The organism is Mesorhizobium sp. M0088, assembly GCF_040322895.1.
Taxonomy (GTDB): Bacteria; Pseudomonadota; Alphaproteobacteria; order Rhizobiales; family Rhizobiaceae; genus Mesorhizobium.
The window spans coordinates 135,688-156,829 of the sequence record NZ_JAMYUI010000014.1 but is presented as its reverse complement, the minus strand read 5'-3'; the positions used below and the strand labels follow the sequence as shown (position 1 = coordinate 156,829).

The following is a 21,142-nucleotide window of genomic DNA, read 5'->3' as shown; positions in this document are numbered from 1 at the left end:
CCGTCAAGCCGCCGGAAACTGACAGCCGGGCGTCGAGCGCGACAGGGCGATCTCGTCGGCGTCCATCTCGGCCTCGATGCCGTCGAACAGCGGCGTCGACATGTAGCGCTCGCCGGTGTCGGGCAGCATGCACAGGATCACCGCGCCGGCCGGCGCCTTCTCCGCGACCTGCCGTGCCACGGCGAAGGTGGCGCCGCCGGAAATGCCGGTGAATATGCCCTCTTTCCGCGCCAATTCCCTGGCCCATTTGATGCCCTCGGGTCCGGCGATCGGCATCACCTCGTCATAGAGGCTGGTGTCGATCGCCTCCTGTAGCACGTTGGGGATGAAATCCGGCGTCCAGCCCTGGATCGGGTGCGGCTCGAAGGCTGGATGGCTGGCGGCCGGGGCACCATCGGCGCCGCGCTGCTGCACCTTGCCGCTGCCGATGAGCTGCGCGTTGGCCGGCTCGGAGAGCACGATGCGGGTTTCCGGACGCTCGCGGCGCAGCACGCGCGCCACGCCCACCACCGTGCCGCCGGTGCCATAGCCGGTGACGAAGCAATCGAGCCGCGAGCCGGCGAAATCATTGACGATCTCGCGCGCCGTCGTCGCCTCGTGGATGGCGGCATTGGCGGCCGTCTCGAACTGGCGGGCGAGGAACCAGCCATTGGCCTCGGCCAGTTCCACCGCCTTCTTGTACATGCCGAAACCTTTTTCGGCGCGCGGCGTCAGCACCACCTTGGCGCCCAGCATGCGCATCAGCTTGCGGCGCTCGACCGAAAAACTGTCGGCCATGGTGACGACCAGCGGATAGCCCTTCTGCGCGCAGACCATGGCGAGGCCAATGCCGGTGTTGCCGCTGGTCGCCTCGACAACTGTCTGGCCCGGCTTCAGCGCACCGCTGCGCTCGCCCTCCTCGATGATGTTGAGCGCCAGCCGGTCCTTCACCGAAGCGCCGGGATTGAAGTACTCGGCCTTGACGTAGATCGTCGCGTGGGCCGGTCCGAGATTGTTGATGCGCACCACCGGCGTGTCGCCGACGGTGTCGAGAATGCTGTCGAACAAGCGGCCGCGCCCGGCCGTGGTTCTGATCTTCTGCTGCTGCAACATCTTGGTCTCCTTGATTGTCATCGCGTTTTGTCTTCACGGGCCGGTTACAAACCGGCGGGTTGGGCGACGAGGTTTGGTGACCTTGCCGCGCTAGGACTGACATGCCGCACAGCGGCAATGGCTGCATCCGGCGCTGAAATCCGCTGCCGGATGCGCCGTGTCGTGTTTGGTGATACAGGAGAGGCCGACAGGCCAGCGTGGGAGCAGGCGTGGAAACGCACGTGGAATCCAGCCGATCGAGGCCGGACGGCGGCATGCCGGTCCTTTCCGTGCGCCTGCTCGGAACGCTGGCGATCTCCCGCAATGATGTGCCGGTTACGTTGCCGTCGTCACGCAAGCTGCGCGCTCTGTTGGCCTATCTGGCGCTGGCGCCGCATCCTGTCAGCCGCAGCCGTCTGTGCGAGTTGCTGTGGGATGTGCCGAACGATCCAAGGGGCGAGCTGCGCTGGTGCCTGAGCAAGCTGCGCGGCGCACTCGACGCGCCGGGCCGACACCGGGTCGTGACACAGGGCGACACGGTAGCACTCGGTCTGAGCGACTGCCTGGTCGATGCGCTGGAGGTGAGCAAGGCCGCCTCGCAAGGGCTGGGCAGCCTTGATGTCGACCGCTTGCGGGCGCTGGCCAAACTGTTTGCCGGCGATTTCCTCGACGGGCTGGAGCTCGAGCGCAGCCCGCATTTCAACAGCTGGCTGATCGCGCAGCGCCGCCGCTTCAGCGCTTGCCATGCCGCCGTGCTGGAACGGCTTGTCGCGAGCCTGCCGGCGCATAGTGACGAGGCGATCGCCCATCTCGACACATGGGTGGAACTGGCGCCGTTCGACACGCGCGGACATCTGGCGCTGCTGTCCAATCTGGCCGGGCGCGGCGAGGTCGCCACGGCAGAGCAGCACCTGGCTTCGGCGGAGCGATTGTTCCGGTCGGAGGAGCTCGATTTCGCACCGCTTCGCGCGGCCTGGCAGGCGATCCGTGAACAACGGCCCGGAGCCTCGCTACGGACACAGCCGGCCGGCCTGTCCACGCTATCGCCACTGGTGGCCACCACGCCCACCGCACCCGGCCCGGTCGAGCCCAGCCACGCTTCGCTGGCGGTGATGCCGTTTATCGAGGAGAGCGGCGGCACGCGCGGCGGATTGGCCGACGGTTTCACCCACGACATCATCACCCGCCTGGCCAAGCTCAGGGATTTCTTCGTCATCGCGCGCGGATCGGTGTTTGCGCTGGCAGAGCAGAACATCGCGCCCGAGGATGCCGGCCGCCGGCTGAATGTCGACTATGTCGCCACCGGCACCGTGCGCAGCCCGTCTGGCCGCCTCATCGTCTGCGTCGAACTGATCGAGGTGCGCAGCGCCAGGATCGTCTGGGCCGAGACCTTCGAGCGCAGGCCCGATGACATCTTTTCCGTGCTCGACGACATCGGCAACAGCATCGTCTCCTCGATCTCGGCCGAGATCGAAACGGTTGAGCGCAACCGCGCCATGCTGAAGGCACCCAGCTCGCTCAACGCCTGGGAGGCCTATCATCGCGGCCTCTGGCACATGTACCGCTTCACCCAGGCGGAAAACGAGCAGGCGCGGCATTTCTTTGCCCAGGCCTTGCAGCTCGACCCGACCTTTGCCCGCGCCTATGCTGGCCTGTCCTTCACCCACTGGCAGAACGCCTTCCAGCGCTGGGGCGACCGCAACCGCGAAAGCGCGCTGGCCTTCGAGAGCGCCGGACACAGCCTGCTGGTCGACGACCACAATCCGGCCGCGCATTGGGCGATGGGCCGGGCGCTGTGGCTGCGCGGCGAGCAGGACGGCTCGCTGCTCGAACTCGAGCGGGCTGTCGATCTCAGCCCCAACTTCGCGCTTGGCCACTACGCGCTGTCCTTCGTGCATTCGCAGTCGGGCGACCCGCGAGCGGCGATAGGCTCTTCGGATCATTCGCGCCATCTCAGCCCGTTCGACCCGCTGCTGTTCGGCATGCTGGGCGCACGCGCCATGGCGCATGTCCGGCTCGGCCAGTTCGAGGAAGCGGCCGAATGGGCGCTGAAGGCGGCGGCGCGGCCCAACGCCCACGCCATCATACTGGCGATCGCCGCGCACTGCCTGGCGCTGGCCGGACGGCTCGACGAGGCGCGCGGCTTCGCCGCCGCCATTCGCAAGACAAGGCCGGACTATTGCGCCGACGATTTCATCGGCACCTTCCGCTTCGAGCCGGACGCCGTGGCGCTGTTCCGGCAGGGCGCCAGGCTTATCGGGCTGAACTGAAGCCTGGCATCGCCATCTCTGGGATCGCCTGGGAATTTCGCCTCAATTCCGCTGGGTTAACGAAGTCGGAAGGAGTTGTTTAACCGTTTGCAGCTATGTCACCGCGTGGGGGACCGACAAAGTGAGTATGATGAGCAACAGCCCCGACAAGCGCAATGAATGGCGCGCCATCTTTTACGTGCAAGCTCGCGTTGCCATCCTGTTTGTCCCGGTGGTTGCCAGCCTGCTGATCATAGCGGCGCTTGCCGGCAACGAACGCAAATCCGTTCCCAGCATGATCGACCCGACCGTCACCGGCTCCGTGCGGTAGACCGGCGGTCATCGGCTCTTCGAGATGCTGTCGGAGGCGGGCGCCTGGCGTGCGCTATCGGCGGTTTTCATTTGGCGCTAAAATCATCCGATGGCACTGAATGAGTGGGCCCGAACGATCAAGCGCGATGTGCATGCGCTCTACCTCGCCGCTCGCGATCCCCGAACGCCCTGGTACGCCAAGGCGCTTGCCGTGTGTGTTGCAAGCTATGCCTTGTCGCCAATCGACCTGATCCCCGATTTCATTCCGGTGATCGGCTATCTCGACGACGTCATCCTTGTCCCTTTGGGCGTCCTTGCCGTGGTCAGGATGATACCGCCCGAGGTGATGGCGGAACACAGAAAGACCGCCGCGCTGGCCGCCGACAGGCCGGTGAGCCGCTACGCGGCGGTGATCATTGTTTGTATCTGGACTGCCTCGATCGTGCTGGCCGGGTGGCTGGGATATCTGTATTTCGCCGACTGACTGCCAGGCCGTTCAGCAGGGGAAACCGCCGCCAATGAAGCCCGGACGGATCGCGCTTTTCCCGGGATTCCGTCGCCATGCGGCGCCGCTCAAACAAAGCGCGGGATCGGGCCGTTCTGCGGGGTCACGTCGTCGCCGAGGTCGACAAACACCTCGTCGACATAGCACCATGCCCAGCCTTCCGGCGGATCGTAGCCCTCGATGATCGGATGCTTGGTGGCGTGAAAATGCCTGGTGGCGTGGCGGTTGGGCGAGTCGTCGCAGCAGCCGACATGGCCGCAGGTGCGGCAGAGCCGCAAATGCACCCATTGCGACCCGCTCTTCAGGCACTCCTCGCAGCCGAGCGCACTCGGCGTCACCTTCCTGATGTCGCGCGTATGCCTGCATTCATCCATCATGGTCTCCCTGCTGTTTGAGGTGCGTCCGCGCGCGCGAGATGAGGTGCGTCCGCGCGCGCGAGATATGCATGCAATGCCGCGACCACCTGGGCGCCTTCGCCGACAGCCGCCGCGACGCGTTTGACCGAACCGGCGCGGACGTCGCCGATGGCGAACACGCCGCTGCGGCTGGTCTCCATCTGCGCCGATCCCAGCTCCGATCCGGTGCGCACGAACCCCCTGGCGTCCAGCGCCACACCGCAATTCGCCAGCCAATCGGTGTTCGGGTCGGCGCCGATGAAGAGAAAGAGATGGCGGATCGGGCGCGTAGTTTCCGCGCCGCTGGCGCGGTTGCGCCATCGCACCGTGCCAAGATTGCCCTCTTCGCCGTCCAGCGCCTCGATTTCGGTCCCGGTCAGCACCTCGATGTTCGGCTGCGCCTTGATGCGTTCGACCAGGTAGCGCGACATGCTGGCATCGAGGCTGCCACCGCGCGCCAGCAGCGCCACTTTGCGCGCATGACTGGCCAAGTAGACAGCCGCCTGCCCGGCCGAATTGCCGGCGCCGACCAGCGCCACTTCCTGGTCCGCGCAAAGCCGCCCTTCGATGGGCGACGCCCAGTAATGCACGCACGTTCCCTCGAACCGCGCCAGATTGGCGATGTCGAGGCGGCGATAGCGCGCGCCGCTGGCGATCACCACGCTGCGCGTGCGCACGGTCTCGCCATCGCCGACATCGAGCAGATAGCGGGCGCCTGACGCGTCGGAGGCGGCGCTCAAAAGCTTCGCCTCGTCCGGGATGACCATTTCGACGCCGAATTTCTGCGCCTGGTTGTAGGCGCGCGCCATCAGCGCCATGCCGGTAATGCCTGTGGGGAAACCAAGATAGTTCTCGATGCGCGAGGATGCACCGGCCTGTCCGCCGAAGGCGCGGCAATCGAGCACGATCGTCGATAGCCCCTCGGAGGCCGCATAGACCGCCGCCGCCAGCCCTGCCGGGCCGGCGCCGACGATGGCCACGTCATAGACCGTATCGGCATCGATCGGCCGCAGCAGGCCGATGCAGCGGGCGAGGTCCTTTTCGCCGGGGTTCATCAGCAGCCTGCCGTTTGGACAGAGCACGATCGGCAGGTGGTGAGGATCGACCTCGAAGCGTTCTACCAGGGTTTTGGCGCAGGGATCGCTGCCGGAATCGAGCACGCGATGCGGCTGGCCGCTGCGGGCGAGGAAGCCCTGCAGGCGCAACACGTCGGCATTGTCCTGGGGTCCGATGATGATCGGCCCGCTGGTAGCGCTCTCCAAAAGCCCGACGCGGCGCAGGATCAGCGCCCGCATGATGCGCTCGCCGAGATTGGCCTCCTGCACCATCAGGTCGCGCAGCCGCTGCGAGGCGATGACGAACGCCTCCACCGGTTCGGCGGCCTGCGCATTGACCAGCGAGGGACGGGCCGAAAGCTGCGCCAGCTCGCCGACAAAGCTGCCCGGACCATGCGTGACGATCGTCTCGCGCCGGCCGAGCCCGCCGTCCTGGGTGATGTCCACGCTGCCCGACAGCACGACGATCAGACCGGGCGCCACATCGCCGGCTTCGATGATGTGCTCGCCGGCTGCATAGAAGCTGGCCTCGCCGAACCGGCGCATGCGGTCGATGTCCACCTCGGCCAGCGTGGGGAACGCCTGGTCGCGGCGGGCACCGAAGATCTGGGTGGTGGATTGAGACATGGCTTTGAGCGTAGCGAAGCGGGCGCGGAGTTTGAAGCGGTTTGTGAGGGGACTGGCCGGAAGGGGAGGTTGGCTGAAAAGAAAAAGCCCGGACGAGCCGGGCTTTTTCTCTAAGTTTCTGAACCGGCGAATGGTTCGAAACGGGAATTTGGTGCCCAGAAGAGGACTCGAACAGCCCCTCCGCTAGCTCTTGATTATATTAGATATTTTCTTCAGTCGTTTCGAACTTGTGCAGCAGACGCGTGTAGCATGACCTAATCCTCCGGCGTCACAAAATAGAGAGGTGGACCGCGCTGACCCTGTATAGAGATCCAAGTCCCTCCTCGCACTACCTTTCTCCTTTGAAATCCAAAAAGATATGGGCAACAGGCGGTCAATTTCGACCCGAGACGGGCAGAAGCTACGTAGGTGGAGGCATTGGCCTCACCCTTCTTCCGCTCAGTAGCCGGTAGCAATTAGTTCAAGGCTGCATCCCAGCTGCGACACAATCTCGATTAACCCTTAAATTCGATCTGTCCCACTGGAAGGCGTATCCTCGGAATGCGTAACTGCTTAGGCCGGACGACGGCTGCAGAGAGAATACCAACCACCGCCCGCAGTAAGAAAACCCGTCTGCATCATATCGTTTTGTGCCCAGTTATCGCGTAAGAGATGAAGGTCGTTTATTGTTGGGGCGTGGTTCATAGTGGCCCATATCATTTTCAACTGCGTAAGATCCTTTTCAACAGAAAAAAGTCGAAACGAACTGCCGACCGGTTGCGAAAAGCCAGCGCTATCTTCTTTCTCATCGATCAGGTTGAGCGCCTGAAGAGACAACCAAACGCCAAGCCCGTCGTGCGTACTATTATTCTTTTGATAGGCAACCGAATGCAGTTCCGTTCCAAAATAGACCGTCGGAAATACTGTAAAGCTACTAGGTGGATTACACCAACTACTATCCGCAAGTGTCGCAACAAAATGTTCGGCCGGCGGCGGAACCGTATTTAGAATAACCACCGCCGGTACTGCTGCACGGCAGCTCTGAGATTTAAAATCACTTCTAATATTCAGCGTAAAGCTAAATGGAACGGTCGGACTGGCCCGTTTGAAAACAATCCTTTTGTCGCCAAAGTCTATTGGAGTTCCGATCGCAATGTCTCCCGAAGGAGATTGAAGAACTGTACCATCGCTTATCACAGCGCTGCTGATTTTATATGGCTCGGGGTCTCCCTGATGAACTAAAATCGCAAGGTCCTGATTTTCTGGTTCTGCCCAGCAGTGAAATCCCGCTCGATTTCTCATACACTCCTGCCACGCCTCAACAACTCCTGAACTGGCATCTCTCAGTGTGTTAAACTGAAAGCCGCTCTCATGCTCCGAGGTTGATGCATCTTGGCAATGATCTTGTTGAAAGTGTTTGTAGTTCGTTTGGTTGTAAGCTCCAGAACCACTTATGGCGCCGTAAGCTCCGGAAGCATTTCCACCATAACTGTCATTGAATTCGTCAAATGTATGTGAGCATGCATAGTTACGTGCTGCTTGTGCTCTTTCTGATGATTGGACGTTTGTGGTCTGAAGCTCGCTTTTCAGTACGGCATCACATTCGCTTTGTGCAGTCACTGTGGTTGCGGTGCCGATAAGTAGCAGAGCAGCCAGTCCTGAGACCCACGGGCAGCGTCGGACCATTGAAACCCTCCTTTGCCATATGCACCGTCAAGGATCATATTTGCACGGACCTTAGCACATAGGACGCCGATTGTCGTTCGGCTTCGTTGAGGTGCCTCTAAATAGAGAACTAGACGCAATGTCATGGGCTTCGGCGAATGGCGTCAGCGCATAGAAGAGGGTTGGGTAACAAACGATGACGTCACCGTTCGCTGAGGTCATATCCCTGCTGCGGCTGGGAATTGAAGCACGCTTGGTGACACCCATTTCACAACCCTCCTGGTCAGGACCTAGACAAGCATCGACTACATGCTGTAGCGGCCCGCAAGAGTTACGGGACGGCTATAGCGACCGGACTGTGGATCCGCGCAAGTCGTGCAGCCGAGGCTGCAGACGTTTGCCCTGGCTGCTTCGCTCGGCGTCGATCATCGCTGTGTGGTGCCGTTACGACCTTCGCAGAACCCCGCCCTACGCCGGGTGATAGGGACCCCGAGACAGGCATTCAGCGGAACTATTGGTTCGCCCTTAGTGAGGACCGCCCGCTGTGCTTCTTCGCCGGCCTCTGGATGCGGTGGCAGGGCGTTCGCAAGGTCAAGGACCCGCCGCGCGACTTCGAGCCGTATGGCTTCATGACAACCAAATCCCAACGCCTTCATCGCGCCAATCCACGAGAAGGCGACGACGGTGATCCTGACCACGCAGGAGGAAACTGAGACGTGGCTCAACGCACCGTGGTCTGAGGCCAAGCAATACAGCGGGCAGCATCGAACGACGCACTGGTGATAGTTGAAAAACCCCGTACACAGATCAGGGTTCCGCGAGGCACCGCCGCCACGACGGGACAACTACCGCTGCTGTAGAGCAGGGCAAGTAATGGGCCGCGCTGCTCAGGTGACGACGCTCCCCTAACCAGTTATGATGAACACCATTGTAACTGGCTTCGGGGGAGGCGCATGGAGAGGGGTTGGGTGGAGCGACGTATCGCGGAGGCTCAGGCCGCCGCGAGAGGGACGCCGCATGAGGTTCCCGACACAGTCGTCGAGACCTTCAAAGCTTTGCTGGCGGATGAACTCCAGGTTCGTCTGAAGCCGGAAGACCTGAGGGGTTTGGTCGCGCGCCTAGCTAAGGCGAATAATCCAGTTGCCGAATGAAAATCTCTTCAATTCGACTGTCGTGGTTTCGTGGCGCCGCCATCGAAGCAGTGTTGTTGACGAACGGCGGGTCGGTGTTCATCTATGGTGCCAACGGGGCTGGCAAATCGTCATTCGTCGATGGTGTGGAAGTCTGCGTTAACAATGGCAAGGTCGCCCATCTGGCGCACGAGTACAGCGGCCGCCACCAGGAGAGGGCGCTGATCAACACGCATCGACCGCCTGGGAGGCCGTCCAGTGTGTCGGTGAAGATGACCGGAAGCAGCGATGCTGTCACGTGCGCGTGGGAGGGGCTGAGTGCGGCGAAGCTCAGCGGCCTGAAAAAGGTGCCCGTCGATACCTGGGACTATCGCCGAACAGCCCTTCGGCAAGAGGAGGTAGCAGAGTTCATCCGCTCAACGAAACTTGAGAAGTATTCCGCCCTATTGCCACTCCTTGGCCTGCAACCTCTCGAGATCGCGGCAGACAACCTGCGGCGGATCGCCAAAGAGACAGCCGCACTTTCTAAGATCGACGATAAGCGGCGCCAGATGTCAGCGGTCCAAGTTCGCACGAAAGCGGCGTTCGGTGAACCGGAGCCAAACGCGCTTGTCGACACTCTGCGCAAGCTCCGCGAGCGTTATTTGCCCGACCAGCCGATGACTGGCACCATGGCCACTGTTGCCGCTGTCACCACCGCCATCGACGAACGCCTGAACACGCTGGATGCTCAAAGCCGTGAGGCGGCCGCTTTGCAGGAAATAGTCAGCAACCGACTCCAAGAACTCATTTTGGACACTCGTGAAGTCGTGGCCGAGATAGCCCTATTTACCGAGCCGCTTGTCAAGGAACGATTAGAGATCCTCAACGCCGCCGCCCGCTACAGCGCCGACATATCTGAGGAGCCAGTTGAGGTGAGCTGCCCAGCTTGCGGGTCGATGATCAGGCCCGCCGATTTTCAAGCCCATGTGGCAGCTGAGCGCGATCGGCTCCAGAATATCGACGGGCTGTTTCGCAGGCGGGCCACCGCAGTCAGCGAGGTTTGCGACGAGGTACAGCGCCTACGGACGTTGGTCACTGGATCAGGCCTAGCGAAATGGCGGATCGCCCAGTCGGGGACGCTAGCCGAGGCGTTCGCCTATCTCAACGGCTTGAGCGTCGCAACTCTCCGTACGTCCTGTCAGGAGGCCGACCTCGCCGCGATCGATGCAGAGTTTGGTAAGGTGATAGCGATAGCAACTGCCGCAGCAGCGACTGCCCCGCTTGATGTCCAAGCCCTGATTGCAGACAAGGAGATAGCCGAGACTATCGATGCCGTGTTCGCAGCCGAGAAGACGAGAGTTCAGGTCGACCGGGTCGAGGCATTGATCGCCTACACCAACAAGCTAGAAGAGCTTGTTCGGGACGAAATCCGTGAACAGGCCGAGCGTGTGTTCGGCGCGATCTCGACGGACATTCAAGGTCTTTGGGACATCCTACACCCCGGCCAGCAGATCACAGACGTAAGGCTTCATGTGCCCGGAGAGGCCGACAAGGCAATCGACGTCGCATTAAAATTCTACGGTGTTGATCAGGAAAGCCCGAGGCTCACGCTGTCTGAAGGCCAACGTAACGCACTCGGTCTTTGCATATTCCTCGCGATGGCAAAGCAGGGTGATGCTGACACACCCATCATTCTAGATGACGTCGTGGTGAGCATGGATCGTGGCCACCGCTCGAAAGTCGCAACATTGTTGGAGCAAGAGTTCTCCGATCGGCAGATCATCCTCCTGACCCATGATCGCGAATGGTTCTTCGAACTAAGCCGCTTCCTCAGAAAGCCTCACTGGACAAGTGTGCGCCTGCTCCCTTGGGCTGGACCGGACACGGGTATCCGTATCGCAGATCAGTCGGATGATTTCGCTAAGGCTCGGGCAAATGTAACGGTCGACCCCGAGGATGCAGAAAGCAATGTCAGACGGATCATGGATCAGGCTTTGGCTGAGATTGCGGAGCGGCTAGAGGTGACAGTTCCGTTCCTGCGAGGGGATGAAAATGATCGGCGCACGGCAGGACAATTGATAGGGCGCATCTCAAGTCGCTCTAAGAAGGCCTTCTATGTCCGAATGGACGCCGCTGACCCGAACAGTGGATATAGGAAATATTCCGCCGCAGACGCCGCGATGGACTTAGTCGCCCCGCAATTGGTCGCCTGGGCAAACCGCGCCACTCACACCTTCAGCGCAAGTCCAGCCGAGGCGACCGCCATAATTGACAACTGCGAGGCGGCTTTGGCGGCATTTCAATGCGATGAGTGCGGGTTGCCAGTCTGGTTCTGCAACATTGCCGGCTCGGGAAACTTGGAATGCCGGTGTGGTAACCTGCAGTGGCGCCATAAGGCTTGAGCTGACGTCGTCGGAAAGATCGCGACTAGCCAATACTCGACGAACGCTCCCTTCGCTCAGTGGCCTCAGTCCTCATCTCTCCAAACGACCCGCCGCACGGTCCTTATTTCTGCAAGCCGCGTAACCTGAATGCCCTGCCGTTCCCGAGCCGACGGGTTTTGCGTCTCGGCGTGCATGTACTCGTTCTTGCTGCACCGTTTGCAACTCATTTTGCTCCCGACCAATTCAGCCTCGATGTCCCCGAAGATTTCCTTCAGATCACTCGGCAGATACCATCGTTTGACGTTGCACAGGCCGCAACGGACGAGGACGAGCTGCCCAATCTCATGGGCATTGCTGAGCTTCCATTCGCCACCGCGCTTTCGACGTCCACAAGTATCAGGCATGATCCAAAATAGGAACTCATTCCTCTCTTGGTCAATCAGTTCTTGACATTTACGTTCCCTTTTTGTTCACTGTCGACGTTGCGGCGTTTGGAGTGATCGCCATGGACCACATCGTGACACTGGACAGCCGCCAAGAGGCTGCCCTTCAAGCCGTCGCCGACAAGTTCGTTGCCGTACACAAGGGCAACGTGATGAAAGCGCTCAAAGAAATGATTGTTCTCAACGGTCGCCTTCAGGACCGCCTTGACACGCTCAATGCACCACGCCGCGCGACACGATAGGAGCGACCGCAATGGGCATCATGCATCTGGACGCGGCAGCCAAGGCCGAATTGCATTCTGAGGCGGAGAAGCTCATCGCCCGCTATGACAGCCCGCTTGAGACCGTGAAGGCTCTCATGGCCTACAACTGCGAGCTTGAGACCCAAATCCTCGCCATAGCTCACCGGCATCCGGGGATTGTCTCAATCGGCTATGACGAAACGCCGCCTGTTGTGGGGTGACAGCCGTGGACATGCGAACGGATCCAGTGCCGCCATGTGGTTATGACGCTGCGGACGAGTGGAGCGAAACCTTTGAGGAAGCTTGCCCCGAGGTCCTTGCGGCGCTTCGCAAAGCAGGTCACTTCGGCGAGAACCGACCCGAGGACGACGTTGCCCACAAGCTGGCCGAATGCGACCTGGAGGAGCTAACCGACGAGGAACTTGGCCTCTATGAAGAGCGCGTTCTTCCGCTTTTGCGTGTCGCCTACTACGAGCCCTACAGACTTGCCGAGGAGTACGCCGAACGGAGAGCGCCGGGCTACTACGATCCGCCGCGCGACCACCGGCAGCTTGAGTTGTTCGCGGCATGATGGGAGCCAGGTTTGCCAATGCATGACCTTATCGCTTTTATTGGAAGCAACTCTGCGCTTGTAGCGGCCAACCCGGCAGCCTTTGTCACGTTTGCCGTGTTGTTCGGAGGCGGTGGGTTTGCCGTGGGACGCTATTTCTTAACGGAGCGCATTGCCAATCTAGAAAGCCGAATTGCGCGACGCGATGAGGAAATCACAGACCTCAAGGCCAGACAGAAAGGGCCAGATCCGGAGGCCTCCACGGTGCCTCTATTCGAGATGACTGAGGTTCTTCCCCCTGCACCACTTAACTTCAACCGGCTTCTAGTCCAGCGGAAAGAAACCCTCCATGTCAGATAATTTGATCCCACAGCAGAAAGCACCGAAGCTAATCGTCGTCACGGCCTTCGACCGGGATGAGACCGGCGATCTTCAGCCTGTCTTTGGGCCTGCCGAACAGCAGACCGAGGATCGGGCGATAAGGACCGCGAAGGGCCTGGCAGGGAAGCATGCCGGCGTCATTGCGTGGTCTCGCGATGCCAACCCTTCGCTTGGTGAATACGGTGAGCCCACTACGCTCTTTGTGGGTGGCGACGTGCCGGACATGGAGTGAGGACTGGCCGGTCAGGTACCTAAGCAGGTGGGAGGAGCATGCTCTGCTCCTTGGCAGCCGCCTCGAATGCCCTGCGGACCTCCTGAGTGGGGACGTTGCCTTCCATTGCGGCCATGCAGGTCTCGACCGCCTGTTTCCACTTAGGGCCACGCTTGGTCCATTTCAGGAGCTGCTCGGCGGCACCCTCGACATGGCTGACCCCGAAGCGGATGCCAGGGCGGTCAGTCCTGACGTAGACCGGCGGGTTGAACCAATGGAGAGCCATGAGGGATTTCTAATGTAGGTCGGGGAAATTTGGTACAACTTTCCGAGACGAGTGGGCCTCCAACACGCCTGCGAAATGCTCGCCGTATCGTATATCGTGGCTGTATTGGCGGAGTCGGGGGACACAAATGAGTACTGATGCGTTTGCGGGGGACTTATATTTCGGTCTGGCCGGTCTCAGTGTTGAACAGCCATTGGTGTTCACGCGTGGCATATCACTGAAGAGTACGTATGCGTACATGATGGAGCCAGTGATCATGGCCTTTAAGCCGGCTGAGCCCGGCAAACCGCATTCGGGTCCCTGGAAGGAAACGCAGGGATTGGGTAGTCGGGAAATTACGGCGCAGTTACATGTACCTGAGGCAGCCGGAAAGGACACCAACGAGCGATTTCAGATCGCCAGCACAATCATCTTTTTATTGAGACTGTGGACCGACCCGCAGACGACGATGCCGGTTGCGTCAAACGTCGCCTTCGCCGAAGTCCCGGCTTCAAAGAGCGGCGCGGCGGCCTTGATACGCTTCGAAGACAGAAGACATTTCTTCTCTCTGCAACTCATTGAAGGAAAAAGACGGCCTGACAGCACTCGTCCGGTCACCGAGTACTTCGAAGCGACCCATACCTTGATGCGGGATAGTCCTGAGTTCCGGCTGGTCGCGAATGCGTTCGAAACGGGACAATTCATCGAGAACACTGCATTGGTCCTGGTATCCCTTTGGGGGGCCTTGGAGGCTATTTTCTCCCCATCTACATCGGAGCTTCGTTTCCGCGTTTCATCGCTGATAGCCGCATACCTGACTCCCCTTGGCGAAGAACGTCTCACGCTACAAAAGAAGATCGCAGCGCTGTACGACAAGCGGTCTGCCGCAGCTCATGGAAAGCCCAAGCATGGCAGCGACGACCTGCTCCAAACCTTCGAGCTAATCCGAAAGGTGCTAGTTAGGTTCATCCAGGATCGCAAAATGCCCACTAAGGATGAGCTTGAGGGCCGGCTTTTTGGGGTGAAACCGACGATTGCTAAGAAGCCGGGCAGCGCTCGCTGAGCGCCACGCTAGGGAAAGCTCTGGAATATTGGTAGAAATCTCTGAGCGGGGGATCGGATAACCGGCTCGCGCGAAGCCCTATGGCGACGGAAGTTTCACCGTCAAGCCGCACTCGCGTTCAGGGCTGCAAATCCCTTCCCGCTAAAACGCGAGAAGGTAGCCTTCCAAACCAGCGCGCTTCCTCGCTTGCACATACTCGGGTGCGAGGCACATAGCGACAGCGAACATAAAATCGTGCTTTCGCGTACAGATTTGGATCAACCCCTTGATTGTTGAGAAGTGGTGGTCCGCTAGGTCAGAATATGGCTCTGCTTCCAACAAAGCGACTGCCCAACCATCGTTCTCTATCGGAAACGGCAGACCGTGTTTTTTAATGGCGGCTATGCAGGCGCTCAATTGGAACGAGACCGAAATCCTCGCGGAGGGGTTGATCGAGTTCTTATCTAGGTCGTCAAACAAGGACTTCAGCCCAAGACCTGTGCTCAAGAGCATTTTCTCGAAATCAGCTTGCAGAAAGTCTCGTCGCTTTTGTCCTGCAGATTTGAACGGCCACATATCCTGAGTCCCACATTTGTCCGGGATCCAGTGACATACATGAAGAGCCGCCAACAGGCCTCGGATGGTTACGCAGCGTCACAGCGGAATTGTCGGCTAGCTGGCTCATTGAGCATTAGCTGACGATGGCTCCGTTAAACTACTCTCTCCAATCGGCGGCCCTTTGCTGCACGACATGCTATCCGCCATTGCCCGCAAGGACTACGACGACCGACGCCGCAGGCAGGCTCAGGGGATCGCAAAGGCGAAGACTGAGGGGAAGATGACGGGAAGGCCCGAGGACGCATGGCGGAATGATGCCCTTGTCGCCATGCTTCGCAAAGGTCAGAGCTGGAGTAGTATTGTCGCTGCGACCAAATGCTCTCGTTCGACGCTTGCGCGATTAGCTCAACGGATCAAGACCAACGAAATGACAGCTCAATGAAGGCGCGGCAATGGCTATGAGGCTGGGTACCATCAAGAAGTATTTGCGCCACCAGAGTATCATGCAGCGCAAGAGTACCTTCGCAAATGCGTTCGCTTCGGCACTGGCGCCATTCGATGAGTATTCGCCAGAGGCCGCAGCGGAAGCCATTCGCGACCTTGGGCAAGATCCCGAAGACGATCTCGTGTGCGCCTACTGTGGCCAGCCTGCAGCAACGTGGGATCACGTGTTCAACCGGGTAATCGGTGGCGAGTTCTCGGGGCACGGGCATCGGGTCCGCAATCTCGTGCCAAGCTGTCGGACATGCAACGAGAGGAAGGGGCAGAAATCTTGGCGGGAGTGGCTGCGGGTCTTGGCCCCCTCTGACGAGGAAACCCGGGTGGCACACTTTGAGAGATTTCTGAGTAAGGTGGCGATTGCCCCGTTCACGTTTGACGACATGAAGCATCAGGCGCACGACGAGCTGACTCGATATCTCGAAATCCGGGCTGAGGTGTTCAGGCTGATGAAGGAAGCAGATGACCTTGCCACCATCATCCGAAGCCCCGCGTCAGCGCCTAAGCAACCCGTCTAAGGGTAAGCCGAGACAGGCGGCTTCCGCGGCCTCGTCGGCGAGTGCCATCGCGTTACTTACACCAAGGACGTGGCGTCGACGGACAGCTTGTGGAGCCGCAGACGAACGGTACAGCTAACCTCTCCGACACCAACACGTCGCCAACATCGCGGCCATCGGCAAAGAGAGAGCCGCAGCTTCGCCCGTAGTTGCAGCCGTCTGTGCCCTCAGTCCCCGGCGGGCAGGAACACGGGATCATTTCCAGTTCGAGCTTCGCGGAAGCGATCAGCTCGGTGAGGCGCGCCTTGGCTCGACGCCCAAGGTCCGCTTCAACCTCACATCTTGGCTCGATGCTCTCGGGAGCATTGAAGCCGACCAACCGGGTTCCCTTCGCAGCACCGTCGAGGCGGATGGTGTCCCCGTCCGTTATGGTGAACTGTGTTCTTGCAAGCGGCACCCTCTCCGCTCCGCCTGACCTCGCGAACGACGGCATGCTTGGCCAAGTGACGTGGCCGCCCTTGACGACGAACGAATAGATCAGGGACCCGACGACCAATGCAAGAGCGATCCCAAAGGTTCTGACGAACCTGGCTGCCAAGTACCGCGCCTCGCGCGCAAGTGGACTTCGCCAGCGGTGCGGTCGCCAACGCTGCGATGGAGCCTTGTTCGGGCGAGGTTGCGACGGCGCGTGGGTGCTTGGCGGTGCAGGGCCCATGATTTCGTAGAGCTTTGTCCACTGCTTCGCGCTCAGCCGTGTACGTGGGCCGTACTTCACCAATCGGTCGCGCATGTCGAGGAGGAATTGGCGTTGCCATTGGCTAAGGTGGCCGCGAACAAGTGCAGCCTCTATACGGGACCTCAGATCGTCCTCGGGCTCCATTCCGACTGCCCCACTTCTCCTCCACAATACTGGGCAGCCGGCTGGGTGTGAATAGGGCGGAAATGATCACGGGTGAGGGGCAAATGCTTAGTCATCACCCTCTAGGGCAGCTCGGAACCTGCCTTCCTCAATAGCAGCCAGCCTAAAGCACCTTCTGGCCTCCTGAGGTGTCGCCTTATCAGCCAGAGCAGCAGTACATGCGCGCACCGCCAGTCGCCACTTCGGCCCACGGTTGGTCCACTGCAGGAGATGCTCGGCGGCCGCCTCGACGTTGCTGACCATGTAGGTCATACCAAACTGCGTCCCGCTCACAGGGACCGGAGGGTTGAACCAACGGGTGGTTGCCATCAGAGGTGACCTTGGACGACCCTGTGCAGATCGTCATGTACTCAATGTCGAGACCGCCGGCCGGTTACAGTCAGGTCGGGCAGTTCTTCGAGAAGCTTAAGAAGCGCCTCATGGCTCAAATAGCTGCCACTCCAATGTGGCCCCTTTAGCTCCCGTTGACCCCAATCCAGCTGCTCATGGTTTCGACCGTGATAGGCCTCAAAATGTCGGGCCACATCGCCGCCCTGGACGATATCTGTCAGGAAGCCCATACTGTCATTAGTGGGTTCAAGCCGATAGTTGGGCATCATTCCGCGCCCGGTTATCCCAATGCGGACGTAAACGGACCCGTGTCGCCTTTTGTAGTCATGCATGTTGTTAAACACGCCAAGGACATATTTGCGAGGTTCATCCAGCGTTCGAACCACGTCGAGCACCGTTGCGTTCTCAGGAAGTTTGACCCTAGCCATTCCATTCCCCTGTTTTGTGCCAAGCATATAGGAGTTCAGCTGGGCTGCCATAGGGAAGCCTTATTGAGGTTCCGAATATTAGGTAGAAACTTCTGAGCGGGTGATCGGATAGCCTGCTCGCGCTAAGACCCCCCTGCCCCCTCACGCGCGCCCCACACTATCTCCCGGACCGCTTCGGAACTCGGGGCGGCTTGATCAAGCTGGCGTCGGCAGTTCATGCGGGCAACAAGGCGGCTTCGTCGCACCGGACACGTTCCCCTACACTTCGGTAAGGACGAAGCGCCTGAAGGAGCTTCTGTTCCATGTCGCGGGCTTGGTACGGATCAGGCCATTTGCAGGTCTTGATGATACCCCATTGCTCCTTGAGCAATTCGAACGGGACATGTCGGTTCACGTCCCGGAGACGTTTGTCGAGGTCTTTTGCCCAACCTACCTTCCACACGTCTCGGTTCCCGAAGCGCATCAAGTATGTCACGGCGGGCCAATCGAACTGTGCCTCAACCAACTTGGACCACGCGTGTGGGACTGGCCCCGTGGTCGGAGGCCCACCCCAGACGGCTTCAATTCGTTCAGCTTGGGCGTCTCTTTGAGGGGACGATTTGACCAGCTCTTCGGAGGTTCGGAGTTCAGCCAGCCGGGCACACTGGGACGATGTCATCTCGACCACGTATAGCCTCGCTTTGCCAGGCAACTGTTCGCCCAACACGTCCACTATCTTCGGGCGGTCAATGAAGCGCCAAGCGCGGGTCATCGCAAACGCGACAGGCCAGCGGTCTACAGCCGGCACTTCGCCTTTCTTCGTTGGCCTTCGATACTCGCGACCGACCAACTCTCGTGTTGCGTATCGCTGGTTACCCACCTCAGCTATGCCCAGCAGTCTGGCACGATCCTCCGGTGCTGTTTCCGGACCGCCTGATCCGACAAAGACCACTCGGTCGCCAGGAAGTGCAACTTGTTCAAAGTTGGTCGCGCCACCCTGGGTTAAGGTCAAACAGGGCCAACTGTCCGACTAGAAGCCGAAGAACCATTTCGCGAAGATTTTCACGTCTATTCCCCCATGCCGGCGCCACGGTATCATAAGGTGTGCCATTTTCGAACCGGTTGGGACTGGTTCGATAAATGCCACTTGACCAGTCAAGGCGAACCGCAATTTAGCGAACCAGTCAAACCGAACTGAAGCGCCACAATGACATTCGTCCGAGCCTACCTCAGGGCCTCGACCATGGAGCAGGACGCAGGGCGCGCGCGGGGTGATCTTGAGGCATTCTGCCAAGAGCGGGGGCTGACCATCGCGGCCACCATTTGAGCCTCCGTGTTCCCCCTGTTAGGCTTCACACTTGATCATCCGCCTACGGTGCCGCCGAGGGCAGCGCAATAGACAACGGAGACTGACCGCTATGGGCAACACCATCATCACCTCAGCGACCGTCTGGGACACCTTCACAGTCGCCTGCTTCACGGTTGGGATGATCTGCTGGGCTATGCTGATCCGCGTCTCCGGAAAGGACTGACCGCTATGTATAAGCCATACAGCGACAGCATGACCTACAAGGGGGTCGCCTACCACGCCCTCCTCATTATCGACGGCAGCGGGGAGTGCACCGAGGTCGTCCGCCGCCGTCGGTTCAGAGCGAATTGGGAAGTCGCCCACGAGGCCACATTCCCCCTCCGGGACATCCCTAACGGTGACCGGCTCTCCTACCTCCAGACTCTACTCCACGGCTTCGCCTACAGTGACCAGCGAGGTGAGCGGCGGGAGCAATGGGACCAGCCGAAGAACTACGGGGCCAGCATGGGCGCCAACGATGACGGGTATTCCTACGCTGCCTCCCTGCATGTCCATGATGGCGGCAGGAGATGGTGCCATGAGTACGTCAGGGTCAGCCACAACGGCATGGACAACTCCAAGACTATCCACACGGCCTCGGTCCCCTACGACAGCCTCCGTGGCGTCGACAGGAACGAGTACGTGAAGGCCTTGCTCGCCAAAGTAGTCGACGCTGACCGAAGGCGTTCCCAGCCCGGACCAGAAGAGGCCAACAGGGAACGATACTCCGAGCGCGTGAACACGAGGAAGATCAAATGGTGACCCACCGCGATGGTCGAGGAGATGGCCGCTGAGTTCGGATCACCGCCGAGTCCGTCTGACGTCAATGACGAGCAGGTGTGAGAGGTCATCAAGATGCAGTAGGGGTGATGTCAAGGCGACGTGGCGGCCGTGGATGAGACGCGAAGCTGCCTGCCCTTGCCATTGCGACCTTGGCGTTGGCTTCCTTACACCTAGTGTTGGAGATCGTAGCGCTGCGCCATGCGGGGGCATAGCATCTGGAACTGATCAATAAGGGGCGGTAGGCCTGACGCGCAAGACCGGTCGTCTGGCAACGGAAGTTTCATCGTACGCTCAGGCTTGGAGCCGTAGAAGAAGCGAAGTACGCCGCTCTCACAGTTCGCGACAGTGCGCATGCGAGTGTTCATCTCGTAGGCTAGCTCTTTGGCACATTCTCCAACGGTCTTGGTACCACCGTTTCGGATAGTCTCCCCGCCTGGATCGCGCTCGCAATACTCCACTAGGTCAGGTTCGGTTACGATGCCCGACATACGCGCATTGCGCCCGTTCTGACCGGAACTCTTGGTTAGTGTTCCATTCCAGCCCGAGCAGGATGCCAGCGGGTAATCGCCGAATTTGCCATCTGGAACCCGGGCACTGCGGTTGATGTTGAAGCGCGCGATCTCCTCGTCGCTGAAGATGTACACTGTCTCTGCGGGCGTCCGGAACATGATCGCGAGAACGTCGGCTGGGACTTCGAAGCGCGTCATCAATTCTATTATGTCAGAAACCGCGAGTTGCGTGCCAGTGGCTCCGCCGCCAGTCATCTGGTGTACCCCGAGTTTGCCGTGTGCTTGGCGCTCAAGCCCGGCGAAGAATATAAGGGAGCAAGCCGACATGCAGCTCGCCCCGCTCGGGATCACGGTTGATAGCTTATGCTCGAAAACGTCGTCGGCGATGAGCAGGCCAGCATAAACGGACCCGCCAGGGCTGTCGAGCACGACAAGCCGCGCCTGCGGTGCATACTGAAGCGCGCGACGAAAGTTGAGCGCGTCTTCGGCATCAATCTCGCCGGACATGCGTATTACTGTCGGCTCGCTAAGGTCGACTGTGAACGGGCCGAAGCTGGGCGTTCCGGCGATAACCAGCGAGGAGAGCGAGCAAACAGCGACGAGAGATAAGAGGACGATAACAGCTAGCAGGCGCAAGGACGGTCTCACCACTACAGTAACTCAAGCTGACGGCGCCGACGACTATGCACCGCATGTCCGCAAGCGACAACAACCCAATGGAACTGGTCAGCCTTGTCGGTTGTGACCATCGACTGACCAATGCCCAAGCTAGGGTCCTTCGTACACATCATCAGCAGATTATGGC

General features: G+C 60.0%; 22 protein-coding genes. 13 read left to right on the top strand and 9 right to left on the bottom strand.

All coding sequences use genetic code 11. The annotated features are described in order from the left end of the window. Nucleotides 1-3: 3 nt before the first annotated feature. Nucleotides 4-1,092, bottom strand: a complete 1,089-nt coding sequence (gene cysK, locus NKJ67_RS18490; RefSeq protein WP_127331304.1) for a cysteine synthase A — start codon at nucleotides 1,090-1,092, stop codon at nucleotides 4-6. Between the two features lie 254 nt (nucleotides 1,093-1,346). Here cysK and NKJ67_RS18485 point away from each other — a divergent pair, with 254 nt between their 5' ends. The 3 genes from NKJ67_RS18485 (at nucleotide 1,347) to NKJ67_RS18475 (ending at nucleotide 4,116) form a co-directional block, all read left to right on the top strand. Further along, nucleotides 1,347-3,341, top strand: a complete 1,995-nt coding sequence (locus NKJ67_RS18485; protein WP_352582253.1) for a transcriptional regulator — start codon at nucleotides 1,347-1,349, stop codon at nucleotides 3,339-3,341. Nucleotides 3,342-3,468: 127 nt separating this feature from the next. After that, entirely contained in the window at nucleotides 3,469-3,651 is a 183-nt protein-coding gene (locus tag NKJ67_RS18480) for a hypothetical protein (RefSeq protein WP_013528612.1), read from the top strand. 90 nt (nucleotides 3,652-3,741) lie between these two features. Then, the gene (locus NKJ67_RS18475; RefSeq protein WP_127269768.1) at nucleotides 3,742-4,116 is read left to right on the top strand and encodes a YkvA family protein; all 375 of its coding nucleotides are present in this window, start codon (nucleotides 3,742-3,744) and stop codon (nucleotides 4,114-4,116) included. 89 nt (nucleotides 4,117-4,205) lie between these two features. Here the strand turns inward: NKJ67_RS18475 and NKJ67_RS18470 are convergent, their stop codons facing one another. The 3 genes from NKJ67_RS18470 to NKJ67_RS18460 form a co-directional block, all read right to left on the bottom strand. Next, nucleotides 4,206-4,514, bottom strand: a complete 309-nt coding sequence (locus NKJ67_RS18470) for a UBP-type zinc finger domain-containing protein (RefSeq protein ID WP_027040253.1) — start codon at nucleotides 4,512-4,514, stop codon at nucleotides 4,206-4,208. Next, the gene (locus NKJ67_RS18465; RefSeq protein WP_352582250.1) at nucleotides 4,511-6,214 is read right to left on the bottom strand and encodes an FAD-dependent oxidoreductase; all 1,704 of its coding nucleotides are present in this window, start codon (nucleotides 6,212-6,214) and stop codon (nucleotides 4,511-4,513) included. Before NKJ67_RS18465 ends, NKJ67_RS18470 begins: the two co-directional genes overlap by 4 nt. 552 nt (nucleotides 6,215-6,766) lie before the next feature. Next, nucleotides 6,767-7,879, bottom strand: coding sequence for a hypothetical protein (locus NKJ67_RS18460; protein WP_352582248.1), 1,113 nt, complete (start codon nucleotides 7,877-7,879; stop codon nucleotides 6,767-6,769). A gap of 1,126 nt (nucleotides 7,880-9,005) precedes the next feature. Here NKJ67_RS18460 and NKJ67_RS18455 point away from each other — a divergent pair. From NKJ67_RS18455 to NKJ67_RS18430, 6 genes are all read left to right on the top strand, one after another. Then, nucleotides 9,006-11,372: an AAA family ATPase gene (locus NKJ67_RS18455; protein ID WP_352582246.1), complete on the top strand. Its 2,367-nt coding sequence runs from the start codon at nucleotides 9,006-9,008 to the stop codon at nucleotides 11,370-11,372. Between the two features lie 487 nt (nucleotides 11,373-11,859). Further along, nucleotides 11,860-12,039, top strand: a complete 180-nt coding sequence (locus NKJ67_RS18450; RefSeq protein ID WP_352582244.1) for a hypothetical protein — start codon at nucleotides 11,860-11,862, stop codon at nucleotides 12,037-12,039. 11 nt (nucleotides 12,040-12,050) lie between these two features. After that, the gene (locus tag NKJ67_RS18445; RefSeq protein ID WP_352582242.1) at nucleotides 12,051-12,260 is read left to right on the top strand and encodes a hypothetical protein; all 210 of its coding nucleotides are present in this window, start codon (nucleotides 12,051-12,053) and stop codon (nucleotides 12,258-12,260) included. A 5-nt stretch (nucleotides 12,261-12,265) separates the two neighbouring features. Then, nucleotides 12,266-12,610 (top strand): hypothetical protein, encoded by a 345-nt coding sequence (locus tag NKJ67_RS18440; protein ID WP_352582240.1) that lies wholly within the window; start codon nucleotides 12,266-12,268, stop codon nucleotides 12,608-12,610. A gap of 18 nt (nucleotides 12,611-12,628) precedes the next feature. Next, nucleotides 12,629-12,949: a hypothetical protein gene (locus NKJ67_RS18435; RefSeq protein ID WP_352582238.1), complete on the top strand. Its 321-nt coding sequence runs from the start codon at nucleotides 12,629-12,631 to the stop codon at nucleotides 12,947-12,949. Beyond that, nucleotides 12,939-13,202, top strand: a complete 264-nt coding sequence (locus NKJ67_RS18430) for a hypothetical protein (protein WP_352582236.1) — start codon at nucleotides 12,939-12,941, stop codon at nucleotides 13,200-13,202. Before NKJ67_RS18435 ends, NKJ67_RS18430 begins: the two co-directional genes overlap by 11 nt. A 19-nt stretch (nucleotides 13,203-13,221) precedes the next feature. Here the strand turns inward: NKJ67_RS18430 and NKJ67_RS18425 are convergent, their stop codons facing one another. After that, a complete protein-coding gene (locus NKJ67_RS18425; protein WP_352582234.1) occupies nucleotides 13,222-13,467 on the bottom strand; it encodes a DUF982 domain-containing protein in 246 nt (81 codons plus the stop codon). 127 nt (nucleotides 13,468-13,594) lie between these two features. Here NKJ67_RS18425 and NKJ67_RS18420 point away from each other — a divergent pair, with 127 nt between their 5' ends. The 3 genes from NKJ67_RS18420 (at nucleotide 13,595) to NKJ67_RS18410 (ending at nucleotide 16,062) form a co-directional block, all read left to right on the top strand. Beyond that, nucleotides 13,595-14,509 (top strand): hypothetical protein, encoded by a 915-nt coding sequence (locus tag NKJ67_RS18420; protein ID WP_352582232.1) that lies wholly within the window; start codon nucleotides 13,595-13,597, stop codon nucleotides 14,507-14,509. Between the two features lie 730 nt (nucleotides 14,510-15,239). Further along, entirely contained in the window at nucleotides 15,240-15,488 is a 249-nt protein-coding gene (locus NKJ67_RS18415) for a helix-turn-helix domain-containing protein (RefSeq protein ID WP_352582313.1), read from the top strand. A gap of 10 nt (nucleotides 15,489-15,498) precedes the next feature. Then, complete coding sequence (locus tag NKJ67_RS18410) at nucleotides 15,499-16,062, top strand: HNH endonuclease (protein WP_352582230.1); 564 nt, start codon at nucleotides 15,499-15,501, stop codon at nucleotides 16,060-16,062. 52 nt (nucleotides 16,063-16,114) lie between these two features. Here NKJ67_RS18410 and NKJ67_RS18405 read toward each other — a convergent pair whose 3' ends face one another. The 3 genes from NKJ67_RS18405 to NKJ67_RS18395 form a co-directional block, all read right to left on the bottom strand. After that, nucleotides 16,115-16,639, bottom strand: coding sequence for a thermonuclease family protein (locus NKJ67_RS18405; protein ID WP_352582228.1), 525 nt, complete (start codon nucleotides 16,637-16,639; stop codon nucleotides 16,115-16,117). 369 nt (nucleotides 16,640-17,008) lie between these two features. Then, nucleotides 17,009-17,269: a DUF982 domain-containing protein gene (locus NKJ67_RS18400; RefSeq protein ID WP_352582226.1), complete on the bottom strand. Its 261-nt coding sequence runs from the start codon at nucleotides 17,267-17,269 to the stop codon at nucleotides 17,009-17,011. A 41-nt stretch (nucleotides 17,270-17,310) separates the two neighbouring features. After that, entirely contained in the window at nucleotides 17,311-17,769 is a 459-nt protein-coding gene (locus tag NKJ67_RS18395; protein ID WP_352582224.1) for a hypothetical protein, read from the bottom strand. A 1,465-nt stretch (nucleotides 17,770-19,234) separates the two neighbouring features. Between NKJ67_RS18395 and NKJ67_RS18385 the strand changes: the two genes are divergently transcribed. After that, nucleotides 19,235-19,807 carry a hypothetical protein gene (locus tag NKJ67_RS18385; RefSeq protein ID WP_352582223.1) on the top strand — a complete coding sequence of 191 codons (573 nt, stop codon included), beginning with the start codon at nucleotides 19,235-19,237 and terminating at the stop codon, nucleotides 19,805-19,807. A gap of 191 nt (nucleotides 19,808-19,998) precedes the next feature. Here NKJ67_RS18385 and NKJ67_RS18380 read toward each other — a convergent pair whose 3' ends face one another. Further along, nucleotides 19,999-20,973, bottom strand: coding sequence for a COG3904 family protein (locus NKJ67_RS18380; protein WP_352582221.1), 975 nt, complete (start codon nucleotides 20,971-20,973; stop codon nucleotides 19,999-20,001). Nucleotides 20,974-21,142: the final 169 nt, after the last annotated feature.